This window comes from Sphingomonas sanguinis NBRC 13937 (genome assembly GCF_001591005.1).
GTDB lineage: Bacteria > Pseudomonadota > Alphaproteobacteria > Sphingomonadales > Sphingomonadaceae > Sphingomonas > Sphingomonas sanguinis.
Map to the genome: position 1 here is coordinate 1 of NZ_BCTY01000064.1, position 15,087 is coordinate 15,087.

Genomic DNA, 15,087 nt, shown 5'->3' on the forward strand with positions numbered 1-15,087 from the left:
AAGCATGGTGGAGGGGTGTCCCCCTATCGAAAGCGCGACACCCCTCCGTCAGGCCTACGGCCTGCCACCTCCCCTTATAGGGGAGGAATAATTGATCAGCGCACCACTGGCGGCAGACTGACCACCTGGCGGCGCGTATAGCGATACAGCGCCGCCACGATCCCGAGGAACAAGATCGTCCCCCCGACCAGCGCGGGGGTAGCGAAACCCTCACTGACCAGCGCCAGCGGCGCGTCCGAGTTGGTGAGGTAGACGATCCCCGCAAAACCCACGCCCCACAGGCTTTCGCCGACGATCAGCCCGGTCGCGGCGAGCACGCCCAGCCGCTCGGCCGCTTCCGGGTTGGCGCTGCGCTTGGCCCAGCGGTCATAGGCGTGGCCGATGGTGGCGCCGATCACGACCGGCAGCGTCGCCGACATGGGCAGATAGATGCCCAGCCCCACGCCCAGCGGCGGCAGGCGCAGCCAGCCGAGCTTGCCACAGATTTCGTCGACGACGATCACACCGACCCCGACCAGCGCACCGACTCCGATCATCGCCCAGTTGAGATCGCCGCCCAGCACGCCCTTGGCCAGCGCCGAGATCAGCGCGGCCTGAGGCGCGGACAGCGCGTTGGGCCCCGCGCCCGGGGTCCCTGCAAAGCCCAATGTCGCATTGAGCAGGTCGAGCACCGGCGGGATCACCAGGCTGCCGAAGACGACACCGATGACCAGCGCCACCTGCTGTTTCCACGGCGTCGCGCCGACCAGCTCGCCGGTCTTCAGGTCTTGGAGATTGTCGTTGGAGATGGTGGCGACGCCGAAGACGATGCCGGTCACGATCAGCGCATAGGCGACCAGCGCCTGCGTCGTCTCCGGCGAGGTGCCGCGCCCGAACAGGCCGACGAGGAGCAGGGCTGCGGCCAGGACCGACAGGATGCCGATGCCCGACACCGGGCTGTTCGAGGCCCCGATCAGGCCCGCCATGTAACCGCACACGGCGGCGATCACGAGGCCGATGAGCAGGATGAAGAGCAGCGCCCCCCCGATCAGCGCCACACCCGACGCCGCCAGCGGCCCGCCCGCGATCACCGACCAGAGCAGCCCCGCGATCGGCACCAGCGTCGCCAGCGCCACGGCGGCGACGATGCCGATCGGCAGGTCGCGCTCGCCGATCGCCAGCACCGCGCCGTCGCGCCGCGCCGAGGAGGCGGCGAGCGAGGAGCGGATGCCACCGACGACCGGCCCGATGATCTTCAACAGCGTCCAGATCGCCGCCACGCCGATCACGCCCGCGCCCAGGAAGCGGACGTCACGGCTGAAAATACCGCCCGCCCATTCGGCGACCGGCCCGGTCGAGGGGGCCATGGCGGTCAGGATGGGCAGCGCCACCCACCAGCCGATGGCGATGCCCGCCAGCATGGCAATGCCGACCGACAGGCCGACGAGATGCCCGACCCCGATCAGCGCGAAGGACAGCCCGCCCGAAATGCCGGTCGCGCCCGCACCGGTGCGGAACCAGACCGCGGCCTCGGCGACCGCGAGCTTGGTCTGGGTTAGCACGGCGAAAGCGGCCGAGGCGATGGCGTTGACGACGATCAGGCGCAGGCCGGTCGTGCTCTCCGCCTCGCCCTCGCGGCTGCCGGCACCGACCTTCAGCACTTCGGCGGCGGCGCGTCCCTCAGGATAGGGCAGGTCGGTGTCGACCACGAGCGCGCGACGCAACGGGACCGAGAACATCACGCCCAGAATGCCGCCGGTCGCGGTGATCCCGGCGGTCAGCCAATAGGGGAAACCCTGCCACCAACCGATCATGACCAGGCCGGGCAGCACGAAGATGATCGCCGCCAGCGTCCCCGCCGCCGAGGCGACCGTCTGGACGATGTTGTTCTCCAGCACCGAGCTGTTGGGCAGATAGCGCAGGATCGCCATCGAGATGACCGCCGCCGGGATCGAGGTGGCGAAGGTCAGCCCGACCTTCAGCCCCAGATAGACGTTCGCGGCTGTGAACAGCAGCGTGATGATGCCGCCCAGCGCGATGCCGCGCAGGGTCAGTTCGGCGATGGGGGCGGCGGTCGTGGGAATGCGGCTCATGCGCGCAGATGTGGCAGAGTGCGGCGCGCGCGCCTAGCGTTTCCGTGCGGGGAGGCGGGGGCATGTGCCGTTCGACTTCGTTCAGGGGGAACGGAGAGTGTGATAGTCTTTCCACTGCCGTTAAGGCTGACCTACGTCGAAGACCGAAGGAAACCGCTCACCCTCAGGCTTCACCCCGGCGAAGGCCGGGGTCCAGATGCCGCGAAGCATATAGCGCGCACAACGCTGCGTGGGAGGCCAAGGCGATACGCCATCGAGAGCGCACCACAACTGGACCCCGGCCTTCGCCGGGGTGGAGCTACTTGTCCACGTTTCTGCGCAGACTGAAACTCTTGGCCTTCGACTGTGCTCAGGCTGACCCGAAGTTTGGAAGCGGGAATAAAGGGCGCTCGGGAGTTTCACCCTCCCTCTTCCGCCAAGAGAGGGCCCGCTTGCGATAGCGGGGAGGATGGCTGAGGGACGGCTCTTACCCCCGGAACAGATTTCCCAGCACCCCGCGCACCACCGCGCCGACGATGCCGCCGCCCGCGTTGCTCGAACGCCGCCGCGAGCCACTGCCGAACACCTGCTTGCCGATCTCGTTCGCCACCTGTCGCCCGATTGAGGAACTGGCCGAGCGTGCCGCGCTGGTCGCCATCTTGGCCCAGGGAGAGTTTGCCGCTTCGCGCTGTTCGGCGATGCGGGCGCGTTCGGCTTCCTTGGCGGCCTTCGCCTCGGCCTTGGCCTGTTGCGCTGCCTGTTTATCGGCTTCGGTCTGTGCCTTGGCCTCCGCAGCGGCGGCGGCGGCCTCCTGGGTCTTGGCGGCGAGCAGTTCCTCGGCCGATTCGCGGTCTACCGCCTGGTCGTATTTGGTGCCGACCGCATCGGTTTCGACCAGCACCTTACGCTCCTCCGGCGTCGCGGGACCGACCCTGCTGCGCGGCGGGGCGATCAGCGTGCGCTCGACCGGCGAGGGCGAACCATCGGGCTGAAGCAGCGAGACCAGCGCCTCGCCGACCTTCAACTCGGTAATCGCGGTGGCGACATCGACGCCGGGATTGGCGCGGAACGTCTCGGCTGCCGAACGCACCGCCGCCTGGTCGCGCGGGGTGAAGGCGCGTAGCGCGTGCTGCACCCGGTTGCCCAGCTGGCCAGCGATCTTGTCGGGCACGTCGATCGGGTTTTGGGTGATGAAATAGACGCCGACGCCCTTCGACCGGATCAGCCGCACGACGCGCTCGATCGTGTCCACCAGCGCGGGCGCGGCATCGTCGAACAGCAGGTGCGCCTCGTCGAAGAAGAAGACGAGCTTGGGCTTGTCGGGGTCGCCGATCTCGGGAAGCTGCTCGAACAGCTCGGACAACAGCCACAGGAGGAAGGTGGCGTAGAGCTTGGGACTCGCCATCAGCTGGTCGGCGGCCAGGATGTTGACGACGCCGCGCCCGTTATCGTCGGTGCGGATCAGGTCGGCGAGTTCGAGCGCGGGCTCGCCGAAGAAATGCTCCGCGCCTTGCGTGCGCAGCTGGAGCAGCGCGCGCTGGATCGCGCCGACCGACTGCTTCGACACATTGCCATAGGTGGTGGTCAGCTCGTCGGCGCGGGCGGCGCACTCGGCCAGCATCGCCTGAAGATCGTCCAGGTCGAGGAGCAGCAGCCCTTCCTTGTCGGCGAGATGGAAGGCGATGGTCAGCACGCCCTCCTGCGTCTCGTTCAACCCCATCATCCGGGCGAGGAGCAGTGGGCCCATTTCCGACACGGTGGCGCGGACCGGGTGGCCTTGCGTGCCGAACAAATCCCAGAACTGGACGGGGGCAGCCTCATAGGCCCAGTCGGTCATGCCCAGTTCGGCGGCGCGGGCGGAAAAGGCCGCATGGGTCTTGCCCAGCGCCGACCCGGCCAGCCCCAGGCCGGACAGGTCGCCCTTCACATCGGCGACGAAGCTGGGCACCCCGGCGCGCGAAAACCCCTCGACCATGGTTTGCAGCGTCACCGTCTTGCCGGTGCCGGTCGCGCCCGCGATCAGGCCGTGCCGGTTCGCGCGCTTGAGGTCGATCGCCTGAGGCTTGCCGCCGCCTGTGCCGATGAAGATACCGTCCATGGCGCGCATCTTATCGCGCTGCGCGAGGACGGGAATAGCAAAAGGCCGCCGCACCCCGGGGATGCGACGGCCTTTTGCGTTCAGCCGATGAAGGCCGGGCTTACTTGATGCGCAGCGGCATCAGGCGGTCGGCGATCTTGCCGCGCGTGATCTGCGCCAGCACTTGCGGACGCCCGGCGGCCTTGGCGGCGGCGACGACGCGCTGCACGTCTTCGGCACTGCGCACCGGCACGCCGTTGATCGCGCTGATCACGTCACCGCGCTTCAGCTTGGAGGCTGCATCGCTCGACGGATCGACCGCCGCGATGACCACGCCCTGGGTCGACGGATCGACATTGATCGCCCGCGCGATGGCGGGAGTCAGCGGCTGAACCGACAGGCCCAGCCCGCCACCGGCGGTCGGTGCCACCTGCGCATCGTCGTCGCTGTCGGGGAAGGCGTCGGCACCGTCGCCCAGCTGCGCCGCCAGCGCTTCGTTGGACGGACGCGTCGCGGCGGTCGCGGTCAGCGACACCGGTTTGCCGCCGCGCAGCACTTCCAACTGGACACGGCCGCCCGGCTGAACATTGGCGATCAGATAGGACAGGGTCTGCTCAGGCGTCACGGCCTGGCCGTTGACCTTGGTCACCACGTCGAACGCCTTCAGGCCTGCCTTGGCCGCCGGGCCATTGGGTTCGACCTTGGCGATGATTTCCCCCTGGTTCTTGGGGATGCCGAGCGAGGCGGCGACATCATCGGTAACCGGACCGCCGATCTGCACGCCCAGATAGCCGCGCTCGATCTTCTGGCCCTTCATCAGGCGCTCGACGATCGGCTTGGCGTCTTCGGCCGGGATGGCGAAGCCGATGCCGATATTGCCGCCCGACTGCGAATAGATCTGGCTGTTGATGCCGATGACGTTGCCGTTCATGTCGAACATCGGACCGCCGGAATTGCCCTGGTTGATCGCCGCATCGGTCTGGATGAAGCGATCATTGGCGCCCTGACCGGTCACACGGTGCACGGCCGAGACGATACCGGCGGTGACCGTGCTCGACAGGCCGAAGGGCTGGCCGATCGCCAGCACCCAGTCGCCCGGCCGCGCCCGTGACGAATCGCCGAAGCGGACGAAGGGCAGGTTCTTGCCATCGATCTTCAGGACGGCGAGGTCCGAGGTCTCGTCACGGCCGACGACCTTGGCGGTATATTCCTTGCGGTCGTTGAGCGTGACGGTGATCGAATCGACCGACGCACCCTGCGCGCCCGGCGCGATCACATGGTTGTTGGTGACGATATAGCCGTCGGGCGAGATCAGGAAGCCCGACCCCAGCGAGGCCCCTTCCTGCTTGCGGGGCTGTCCGCCACCGCCGCCGCCGGGCATGCCGAAAAAGCCCTCGAACGGCGTGCCCGCGAACGGGTTCGCCTGCTGCTTCACCGTGATCGACTGCTTGGTCGAAATGTTGACGACGGCTGGCTGGAGCTTGGCGACCATGTCGGCAAAGCTCATCGGCGCGCCGGCGCGCGGGGCGACCGCCTGGATCGCGCCGGGTTCGTTCTGCGCGACCTGGGCGGTGCCGGGCTGAAGGGCCAGGGTCGCGGTCGCGCCACCGAGGAGGAGCGCACTGGTAATGGCGTAGGCGTAACGCACTGGGCTGGGGTCCTCTCAAAGAAAAATTCAGTTTGACCGTGGCCTATTTGTCACGGTTTGGCTGAACGACGCTTGAATATGAACGAGCGGAAAGGTGGAAATTCCACCTATCGGCCCGGCGCGGTGAATTCCTTCAAATAGCTGTTCTCGGGCGACAGAATGATCTGCGTCGCGCCGCGTTCCTGGTTGGAGCCGTCCGCGCCGAAGGTATGACGATAGGACTGCATGGCGCGGTAGAAATCATAAAAGCCCGCATCCTTGCCGAACGCCTGGGCATAGATTTGCGCCGCTTGCGCATCGGCGTCGGCACGCACGATCTGTGCCTGCTTCTGGCCCTGCGCGGCGATGGTGATCGCTTCCTGCTGGCGGGCGGTCTGCATCCGAGCAAGCGCGCTTTGCAGCGGCGTGCCCGACGGCAGTTCGGCTTCCTTGATCCGCACGTCGACGATCTGCACGCCGTATTGGCGCGCGATCCGGTCAAGCCGGACCTGGATCGCGTCCATCACCTGGCCGCGTTCCGGGCTGAGCAGTTCGGACGAGCGCCGCTTGCCCAGTTCGTTGCGCAAAGCCGAGCCGAAGATCGGGCGCAGCTGGTTGATGACGCCGTCGACGCTGCCCGCCGTCGCCAGCATCCGGCGCGGATCGATGACGCGGAAACGGGCAAAGGCGTCGACGTTCATGCGCAGCTGGTCGGTCGACAGCACCTGGGTCTTTTCCAGGTCGAGGTCGAGCACGCGCTTGTCGACCCATACGATGCGGTCGACGAACGGGATGCGCGCGATCAGGCCCGCCCCGCTGTTGCCGATATCCTCACCGGGGCGATAGCCGTTGACGACCAGCCGCGGCTGACCGAAGCGGAAGATCACCGCTTGCTGCGTCTCGCGCACGATCGAGAAGGTCGCCGCCGCCAGGATCACCGCGACCAGCAGCGCGACGGCTGCCACGATCGGATTGCGAAGGGTCAGGCCGTTCACTGGCCGCCTCCCTGGTTGGGCGTGGGGTTCGGCGTAGCCGGGGCCGTCGCCGTGATTTCGGGCTGCAGCGGCCGGGGCGTCGCCTTGGACAGCGGCAGATAGGGGACTACGCCCGGTGCTTCCACGATGGTCTTGTCGGCCTTGGCCAGCACGGCCTCCATGGTCTCGTAATACATGCGGCGGCGGGTCACTTCGGGGGCCAAGCGATATTGTTCGTACACCTTGTCGAACTGCGCCGCCTCACCCTGGGCCTTGGCGACGACCTGCTGGGCATAGGATTTGGCCTGGTTGACGTCGGCCACCGCGCGCTGCTGCGCCGCTGTCACCTTGTTGAAATCGTCGACGATCTGCTGCGGCGGGGCGGCCTGCTTGATCTCGACGCCCTGGATGCGCACGCCGGAGCGATATTCGTTCAGGATCGACTGGGTCAGCTCCTGCACCCGCTGGCCGATATTGGTCCGGCCCGAACCCAGCGCCTGGTCGAGCGTGGTCTCGGCGATCACCGCGCGCATCGCGCTTTCGGCGGCGGCGCGAACCGTTTCCTGCGGCTGGGCCAGGCGGAAGGCGAAGTCGCGCGGATTGGCGATGTCCCAGCGCACCGAATAGCTGAGGTCGATGATGTTCTGATCCCCGGTCAGGACCAGATTCTCGCCCGACCCTTCCGGGAAATTCTCGGTGCGGATCTTTTGCACGTCCAGCACGCGGACGCTGGCGATGGGGGCCGGGGCGGTGATCTGGATACCGGGTTCGAGGATGCCGGTATAGCGCCCGAAATAGGTGACGACGCCGCGCTGCTGCGGTCCGATCGGATGGATCGAGGTGTAGAGCACCCAGACCGCGACGATGATCGCCGCCCCGATCGCCCAGAGCGCCCGGCCGCCGGGTGCACCGGGAATCCCGCCAAAGCCGCCGCCATTGCCGGGGCCTTCGCCCGGACCGCCGCCGCCAGACCCGCGCGCCTTGCGGATGAATTCATCCAGTGCGGTGGGTTTCGCAGCGGGCTTGCGGCCGCCCGGCGGCACGGCCCAGGGGTTGCGGGGACCGCCATCCGAGTCCTCGCCGGACCCGCCCCAGGGGCCCTTCGGCGTTTCGGCGGCAAGAATGGGGGGGCGTCGAAACCAGCCCGTCAGCTTTCTCATGCTCATCGTTATAGGAACGGTTCGCCGACAAAAACAGTGCCAAGCCGCGCTTCGCATCCTATCTGGCCGCCATGAGCATGATCGAGACGGTAAAGGCGGCAGTCGCCGCGGTGGCGGGCAAGCGCGCGAATGTGCGCATGGAAGGCGCGCGGGCGGGCGTCGTCCTGGACACGACGGGCCTCGACGGCGCGGGGCGTCACGCGCTGGAGGAAGAGGTCAAGGCCGCCGCGATGCAGTCGGGCGTCGAGGAGGTCCGCGTGGTCCTGACCGCCGAGAAGCGCGAGCGTCGCATCATCGCGGTCGCCAGCGGCAAGGGCGGGGTGGGCAAGTCCACCCTGTCGGCCAATCTCGCCATTGCGCTGGCGCGCAGCGGCCGCAAGACGGGGCTGGTCGATGCCGATATCTATGGCCCGTCGCAGCCGCGCCTGATGGCGGCCGAGGGCGTGAAGCCGGTCGCGCAGGACGGCAAGCTGCAACCCGTGCCCACGCCCTATGGCGTTTCCCTCCTGTCGATGGGCCAGCTGGTCGAGCCCGACAAGGCGATCGCCTGGCGCGGGCCGATGGCGGCGGGCGCGCTCAGCCAGCTGGTCGATGGCGACTGGGGCGCGACCGAGTTGCTGGTGCTCGACCTGCCGCCCGGCACCGGCGACGTGCAGCTGACCATGGTGCAGAAGCATCGTCCGGCGGGCGCGGTGATCGTGTCGACGCCGCAGGACCTGGCACTGATCGATGCGCGCCGGGCCATCGACCTGTTCCAAAAGGCGGGCGTGCCGATCCTCGGGCTGGTCGAGAATATGGCGGGCTATTGCTGCCCCCATTGCGGCGGCATCTCCGACCCGTTCGGGTCGGGCGGCGCGGAGGCGGCGGCGGTGGAGCTGGGCATCCCGTTCCTGGGCCGGGTGCCGCTGACCATCGCGATTCGCACTGCGTCGGACGCGGGCCAGCCCCCGGCGGCGGGGGAGGACGATACGGTGTTCGCCCCGCTCGCGGCGAAGGTGGCGGAGGCACTCGACAATCTGTGATGAAACCGGCGGAGCGGCGGGGCGTTGGAGCGCGACAGACCGCCGCTTTTGCAGGGACAAATCCGGCATGGCGGTGACGAAGGGGACCACCGATGCCGTTGACCGCCGATGAGGATATTCGCGAGCTGCTGACGACGGCGCGGACTATCGCGCTGGTCGGCGCGTCGGATCGTCCCGACCGCCCCTCTTACGGCGTGATGAAGCGGTTGCAGGATCATGGCTACCGCGTGATCCCGGTCAATCCGCAGATCACCGGCGAGCATGTGCATGGCGAATTCGTCTTCCGCGAGCTGGGCCAGCTGGGCGACTCCATCGACATCGTCGACATCTTCCGCCGCTCCGACGCCGTGGGTGCGATCGTCGACGAGGCCATCGCGATCGGCGCCAAGGCGATCTGGATGCAGCTGGGTGTCGTCAACGACGAAGCCGCCGCACGGGCCGAGGCGGCCGGGCTGAAGGTCGTCATGGACCGCTGCCCCGCGATCGAGATACCTCGGCTGGGCATAGGGCCGGTCGGCCAGGACTGACGTCCCGACAGGGGCGAGGACCAAAGGGGCTGCAAAAAAGGGGAGAAGGACGATGGTGCCGTTGTTGCTGTTACTGGTCGCTCCTGCGTCCGATGGGGAGCAGGGACTAACGCTGCCTCGCCTGACGCCTGCGTGCACCCTGTCGACGTGTCATGGCGGCAAGCGCCCTTCCCCCTATCGCCTCGCGCCCGATCACGGCGTGGCTGTCGACTCCAAGGCGAGGGCCTTCGCCAATAACGGCACCTATTGCGCGGTGGTCGGCGACAAATATTGCACCAGCAAACCGCGCACGCTGTTTCGCACCGCGATTGATTGAGAGCGCGGCGGTCGATAGCCTCGACAGTGGACCTTCACTCTCGGGGATTGATCGCCGATGCTGTCCCTCTTGCTCTTCGCCGTGCAGGCTGCATCCGTGCCGCCACCACCCCGGCCGGGGACGGAACGCTTTTCCATCCTGCTGAGCGATCCTTGTCCCGTGTCGGCGGGAAACGCGAAGGATATCGTCGTATGCGGTCGGCGGCAGACCGATGATCGGTTGCCCGAACTCCCCGATACGGTGCCGAGCGGCCCGACGCCGAGCAACCCGTATATGACGGGCATCGGCGCCTTGCGGGCGGGGCCGAGCTGCGCGGCGACCCAGTGGGGATGCATGAGCCAACTCGATCTCAAGCGCCCGGCGCTGCTGCTCGCCAATGAGGCGCGGATCGGGATCAGCAAGCTCGTCGACAAACACCGTGACAGGAGCAACCGCGTGCCCATCACGCTGGATGGGCCGGAGCCGCGAGGGCGTCTCGAATCCTGAACCTGGGAACGCGGCTCTCGACCGGGATCGCAAAGCCGCTGGCGGTCGGCCACCACCCATGGCAAGATCAGTCGCCAGCCAGAGCCGCATCGGCGCCTGCGATGGCGGGAGGACGTCATGGGCGTGACGATGCTGATCGTAGCGATGGCCGCGATGCTGAGGCAGGGCGAGGATGCGTCGCCGCCCCCGCCACCATCCCCTTCCGTGGACATGATCGTGGCCAGGACCCGGCAACTGACCAGTGTCGAGATACGATGCGTCTACAATCCCAACAGCACCGACCTGACCGTCTGCGGCCGTCGCAATGCCGACCGGTTCCGCATCCCCTTCGACGTGCCGCCCGAGCCTGGCGATCGGCGGCATGAGGGGGTGATGGAGGAACGTACCCGGCTGCTCGCGCGGAGCAATCCGATCAAGGACATGTCGCCGTTCCTGGTCGGCGGCGGCTTTGCGGGCGTGACGATGGACACGAATCCGCCCGGCAATGGGGGCATGACCCTGCGCAAGCCCGCACCGTGACAGGATGCCGCCGATGATCCCGTTGCTGCTGATCGCGCTCCAGGCGGAGCCCGCAATCCCCCTGCCGCCGCCGGGTCCCGGCGCGCAGCGCTTCTCGATCCTCGCGCGCGATCCCTGTCCGGCTTCGGCGGGCACCGATCAGGACATCATCGTCTGTGGCCGTCGTCAGGCCAATGACCGTGCGCCCCGGCTGGGGGGTGAAGTCCCGACGGGGCCGACTCCGTCCAATCCCGACATGACGGGGGAGGGCGCACTGCGCGCGGCTTCCATCCCGTGCGCCGCATTGCAGGGCGGGTGTCAGGCGGGATTCGATGTGCTGACGCCTGCGCTGATGCTCGCCAATGAGGTGCGGATCGGGATCAGCAAGCTGGTCGACAAGTCCCGTGACAAGAGCAACCGTGTGCCGATCGCTTTGGATGGCCCGGGGCCCCAGGGGCATCTGGAGCCATAGACCCGTTCCGGCGGGCCATGCGGTAGGTCAGCCCTTGGCTCGCGCCCGCGCTCTGGCCGAGGGCGGCGGGGTGAACCAGTCGGCCAGCCCCAGCCCGGTCTCCGCCATCGCGCGCAGTACCACTTGGCCCGCCGCGCGCGCGTCGCTCAGCGCGTCGTGATGATGGTGCTCCAGCTCCAGGAACGCCGCCAGCGTATTGAGCTTGTGGTTGGGCAGATCGGGCCAGGCGCGTCGGGCGATGGTCACGCTGTCCAGCCAGCGTGCCGCGATCGGGGGCAGCGCGTCGCGCTCGCACGCGCGGCCCAGTGCGCCCTTGTCGAACCCCGAATGCGCCACCGTCACTCGGCCGCCCAGATGCCCGGCCAGCTCGGGATGCAACATCGCAAAGGTCGGCTTGCCCAGCACATGCTCGGGCCGGATGCCGTGAATGCCGATGTTGAAGCCGCTGAATTCGTCGCACGGGTCGACCAGTGTCTCATAGGCGAGCACCTCCACCCCTGCCGCATAGCCGACGATGCCGATCTGGCAGATGCTGCTGGTACGCGAACAGGCGGTCTCGACATCGATGACTACGAAATCGGGGGAGATCATGCGCGGCCTTTAGCGACTTTGTCGGTTTCGAGCAATAAAAGGTCGCAGTATGGCTCGACAGAGACCATTTCTATCCGCTACCCGCCACATCTCAACAACACGCTCGGGATACAGGACAGAATTATGGGCGACGCATTGCGGGTGGCTTTGGCGGGGCTGGGCACGGTGGGAGGCGGCGTCATTCGCCTGCTCGACGCAAACCGTGACCTGATTACCCGGCGTGCCGGTCGCCCGATCGAGATCGTCGCCGTCTCCGCCCGCGACCGGACCAAGGATCGCGGTGTCGACCTGTCGCGCTTCGAGTGGGTGGACGATACCGCCGCCTTGGCCTCGCACCCCGATGCCGATGTGGTGGTCGAGCTGATCGGCGGATCGGACGGCCCCGCGCTGACGCTGGCGCGCACCGCGCTCGACGCCGGACGCGGCTTCGTTACCGCCAACAAGGCGATGCTGGCGCATCACGGGCTGGAACTGGCGCAGAAGGCGGAGGCCTCGAACGCCGCGTTGAAGTTCGAGGCGGCCGTCGCGGGCGGCATTCCGGTTATCAAGGGCCTGCGCGAGGGCGCGGCGGCCAATGCCATCGGGCGGGTTTACGGCATTCTCAACGGGACCTGCAATTTCATCCTGTCGAAGATGGAAGCCGAAGGCCGCGACTTCGCCGAGGTTTTGGCGGAAGCCCAGGCCCTGGGTTACGCCGAAGCCGATCCCAGCTTCGATATCGATGGCGTGGATGCGGCGCACAAGCTGTCGATCCTGGCCGCCATCGCCTTCGGCACCCAGCCGGCGTTCGGTGACGTCGCAATCGCTGGCGTGCGGCACGTGCTGGCCGCCGACATCGCGCAGGCGGTGTCGCTGGGCTATCGTGTTCGTCTGGTCGGCGTGGCGGAGGAGGGGCCGCATGGCCTGTTCCAGCGGGTGCATCCGCATCTGGTGCCGCTCGACCATCCGCTGGCGCATGTCACCGGATCGACCAATGCGGTGGTCGCGGAGGGGAATTTTGTCGGCCGCCTGCTGTTCCAGGGCGCGGGCGCGGGCGATGGCCCGACTGCCAGCGCGGTGGTCGCCGACCTGATCGACATCGCGCGCGGCGAATATGGCGCCTCCTTCGCCATGCCAGCGCATGAACTGACGGCGGCGGTGAAAGCGGACAGCGGCGAGCGACGCGGCCGCGCCTATCTGCGCTTCACCGTGCAGGACAAGGTCGGCGTGCTGGCCGAGATCGCCGCGGCGATGCGTGATGCGGGCGTGTCGATCGAAAGCCTGATCCAGCGCGGCGAGGCGGCGGACGGCGGCGTGATGATCGCGATTGTGACTCATGAGGGGCCGGAGCGCGCGGTGGCGCAGGCGCTGGAGCGGTTGCGCGGGAGCCAGAGCCTGGTCGGGCAGCCGTTGCTGATGCATATTCTGGGGTGATTTATTGGGGGAGGGTTCGGTCTCTGCGAGGCACCCTAACCCTCCCCCATCCCCTCCCGCTTGCGGGAGGGGAGCGGCTGGTACGCGGATGTGAATTTCTTAAACTCCCCTCCCGTAAACGGGAGGGGCTGGGGGAGGGCAGGGTGTCTCACCGAGCCCGCCACCTCACTTCTTGATCAACCCGATCTCCACCAACCGCTCGAACAGATAGTCATGCGCCGTGATCGGCTCCGGATAACGATCCGGGTGCCCTTCGCTCACCGTACCCGGCAGCGTCTTGATCAGGAAGTCGGGCGCGGGATGCAGGAAGAAGGGCATCGAATAGCGCGAGAAGCCGCGCCGTTCGACCGGCGGGTTGACGACGCGGTGCGTGGTCGACGGCAGGACATGGTTGGTCAGCCGCTGCAGCATGTCGCCGACATTGACCACCATCGCTCCCTCGGGCGGGCGGATCGCCAGCCATTCGCCCGAATCGCGGTCGAGCAGCTCCAGGCCCGCCTCCTCGGCACCCAGCAACAGGGTGATGAGGTTGATATCCTCATGCGCACCCGCCCGCACGCCTTCGGCATCGGCGGGGATCGGCGGATAGTGGAGCAGGCGCAGGACCGAATTACCGTCTTTCACGGCGGAATCGAACCAGTTCGGCTCCAGCTTCAGATGCCGCGCGATCGCCGAGAGCAGCCGGTCGCCCGCCTTGTCGAAGGCCGAGAAGAGCGCAATGAAATCCTCGCGAAACCCCTCCGGCCGGTCGGGCCAGATATTGGCGGGCATCCGGTCAGCGTAAGCATGGCCCTCGGGCAGTTCGCGGCCGACATGCCAGAATTCCTTGAGGTCGACGACCTTGGCATCCTTGGCGATCTCGGTCTTGAACGGCGTATAGCCGCGCGCGCCGCCGCCGCCGGGGACGTGATAGCCGCGCTTCTCTTCCTCGGGCAGGTCGAACAGCGCCTTGGTCTGCGTCCAGGCGCGGTCGATCAGGTCGCCGGGGACGCCGTGATCGGCGACGATGGCAAAGCCGAACCGTTCGAACGATTCACCCAGCGCGGCGGCGAAGCCTTCGGGATCGCGGTCCTGGTCGGCGAGGCTGAGCGTCGGAACCTCGGCGGAGCGGGTGTTGGTCATGGCAATATGTCCAGAAAATCGAATAGGCTGCCACCTATATAACGCACCCGTCATCCGCGAACAGGGGAGGTTATCCGCCTAACGTGATCGTCCCCGTCGATCGGTCGCCGCCCGCCGAATGCAGGTCCAGCCGGAAGGGCTTTTCCTCCGCCGTCTTGCCGACCAGCGTGCCGCCCTGGTCGGTCAGGGTGAAATCGGCCTCACCCATCTTCTCCTGAAACCAGCCGCGCACCGTGGCGGGGTCGGCGGGGCTGTCGAAGGTCATGGTGAACGCCTTGTCGCGGCCATTGCCGACATCGACGTTACGGATGGTCGAGCCCGGATAGAGATGCACGCCGTTCAGCTCGAAATTGTCCGCCTCCAGCGAAACCTTGGGCAGCTTGAACGCCCCTTGGAAACCCGGCAGCGCCAGCTTCACCTCGCCCGACTTGCCATCGACCGACGCCACGGTTTCGCCGTCCGAGCTGTTGACGGTGATCGACGTGCCCTGGGGGCGGTCGCAGGCCGACAGCGCCAGTGCCGCCATCAGCGGAAGGGCGAGGGTGGTTCGTGACACCAGGGTCATCGCGGCAAACTCCGTAAGCTGTTGTGTCCGTTATAACCGAGAGTCGGGATCATCCGTTGCGCGGGCTTTCGGTGGGATGAACGTCTCGGCTGGCGGTGCCCATCGGACAGGGTAATCGGCGTGTGGAACGCAGCAATTAGAAGGGCGTTTTCGGGAACGAGTTAGGGGGAGCCCTATGCGTTACCT

At 67.4% G+C, this 15,087-nt stretch carries 15 protein-coding genes; 7 read left to right on the forward strand and 8 right to left on the reverse strand.

The genetic code is table 11. From position 1 onward, the window contains the following. Window positions 1-95 precede the first annotated feature (95 nt). The 5 genes from SSA01S_RS17125 to hflK all read right to left on the reverse strand — a co-directional run bounded on the left by SSA01S_RS17125 (window position 96) and on the right by hflK (window position 7,889). Window positions 96-2,072, reverse strand: a complete 1,977-nt coding sequence (locus SSA01S_RS17125) for an OPT family oligopeptide transporter (RefSeq protein WP_061781361.1) — start codon at window positions 2,070-2,072, stop codon at window positions 96-98. A gap of 466 nt (window positions 2,073-2,538) precedes the next feature. Continuing rightward, window positions 2,539-4,149, reverse strand: a complete 1,611-nt coding sequence (locus SSA01S_RS17130; RefSeq protein WP_156477901.1) for a helicase HerA-like domain-containing protein — start codon at window positions 4,147-4,149, stop codon at window positions 2,539-2,541. 100 nt (window positions 4,150-4,249) lie between these two features. Further along, complete coding sequence (locus tag SSA01S_RS17135) at window positions 4,250-5,776, reverse strand: Do family serine endopeptidase (protein WP_061781363.1); 1,527 nt, start codon at window positions 5,774-5,776, stop codon at window positions 4,250-4,252. 107 nt (window positions 5,777-5,883) lie between these two features. Beyond that, window positions 5,884-6,750, reverse strand: a complete 867-nt coding sequence (hflC, locus tag SSA01S_RS17140; RefSeq protein WP_153006979.1) for a protease modulator HflC — start codon at window positions 6,748-6,750, stop codon at window positions 5,884-5,886. After that, entirely contained in the window at window positions 6,747-7,889 is a 1,143-nt protein-coding gene (gene hflK / locus SSA01S_RS17145; RefSeq protein ID WP_061781370.1) for a protease modulator HflK, read from the reverse strand. The genes hflC and hflK overlap by 4 nt, the downstream gene beginning before the upstream one ends. A gap of 71 nt (window positions 7,890-7,960) precedes the next feature. On the opposite strand from hflK, the gene SSA01S_RS17150 reads away from it, so the two are divergent. The 6 genes from SSA01S_RS17150 (at window position 7,961) to SSA01S_RS17170 (ending at window position 11,210) form a co-directional block, all read left to right on the forward strand. After that, on the forward strand, window positions 7,961-8,911 hold the full coding sequence (locus tag SSA01S_RS17150) for an Mrp/NBP35 family ATP-binding protein (protein ID WP_061781364.1): 951 nt from the start codon (window positions 7,961-7,963) through the stop codon (window positions 8,909-8,911). Between the two features lie 92 nt (window positions 8,912-9,003). Beyond that, window positions 9,004-9,438: a CoA-binding protein gene (locus tag SSA01S_RS17155; protein WP_058733610.1), complete on the forward strand. Its 435-nt coding sequence runs from the start codon at window positions 9,004-9,006 to the stop codon at window positions 9,436-9,438. A 52-nt stretch (window positions 9,439-9,490) separates the two neighbouring features. Next, window positions 9,491-9,754, forward strand: a complete 264-nt coding sequence (locus SSA01S_RS19665) for a hypothetical protein (RefSeq protein ID WP_156477903.1) — start codon at window positions 9,491-9,493, stop codon at window positions 9,752-9,754. A gap of 69 nt (window positions 9,755-9,823) precedes the next feature. Beyond that, on the forward strand, window positions 9,824-10,240 hold the full coding sequence (locus tag SSA01S_RS17160) for a hypothetical protein (RefSeq protein WP_167348939.1): 417 nt from the start codon (window positions 9,824-9,826) through the stop codon (window positions 10,238-10,240). 117 nt (window positions 10,241-10,357) lie between these two features. After that, window positions 10,358-10,759, forward strand: a complete 402-nt coding sequence (locus tag SSA01S_RS17165) for a hypothetical protein (RefSeq protein ID WP_240955011.1) — start codon at window positions 10,358-10,360, stop codon at window positions 10,757-10,759. A 13-nt stretch (window positions 10,760-10,772) separates the two neighbouring features. After that, a complete protein-coding gene (locus tag SSA01S_RS17170) occupies window positions 10,773-11,210 on the forward strand; it encodes a hypothetical protein (protein WP_156477905.1) in 438 nt (145 codons plus the stop codon). Between the two features lie 27 nt (window positions 11,211-11,237). Here SSA01S_RS17170 and SSA01S_RS17175 read toward each other — a convergent pair whose 3' ends face one another. Next, window positions 11,238-11,801 carry a 3'-5' exonuclease gene (locus tag SSA01S_RS17175; RefSeq protein WP_058716974.1) on the reverse strand — a complete coding sequence of 188 codons (564 nt, stop codon included), beginning with the start codon at window positions 11,799-11,801 and terminating at the stop codon, window positions 11,238-11,240. Between the two features lie 123 nt (window positions 11,802-11,924). Between SSA01S_RS17175 and SSA01S_RS17180 the strand changes: the two genes are divergently transcribed. Next, window positions 11,925-13,214, forward strand: a complete 1,290-nt coding sequence (locus SSA01S_RS17180; protein ID WP_061781367.1) for a homoserine dehydrogenase — start codon at window positions 11,925-11,927, stop codon at window positions 13,212-13,214. 165 nt (window positions 13,215-13,379) lie between these two features. On the opposite strand, the gene SSA01S_RS17185 is transcribed toward SSA01S_RS17180, so the two are convergent. Further along, on the reverse strand, window positions 13,380-14,336 hold the full coding sequence (locus SSA01S_RS17185) for an isopenicillin N synthase family dioxygenase (protein WP_061781368.1): 957 nt from the start codon (window positions 14,334-14,336) through the stop codon (window positions 13,380-13,382). A gap of 70 nt (window positions 14,337-14,406) precedes the next feature. Continuing rightward, window positions 14,407-14,901 (reverse strand): hypothetical protein, encoded by a 495-nt coding sequence (locus SSA01S_RS17190; RefSeq protein ID WP_061781369.1) that lies wholly within the window; start codon window positions 14,899-14,901, stop codon window positions 14,407-14,409. Window positions 14,902-15,087 lie beyond the last annotated feature (186 nt).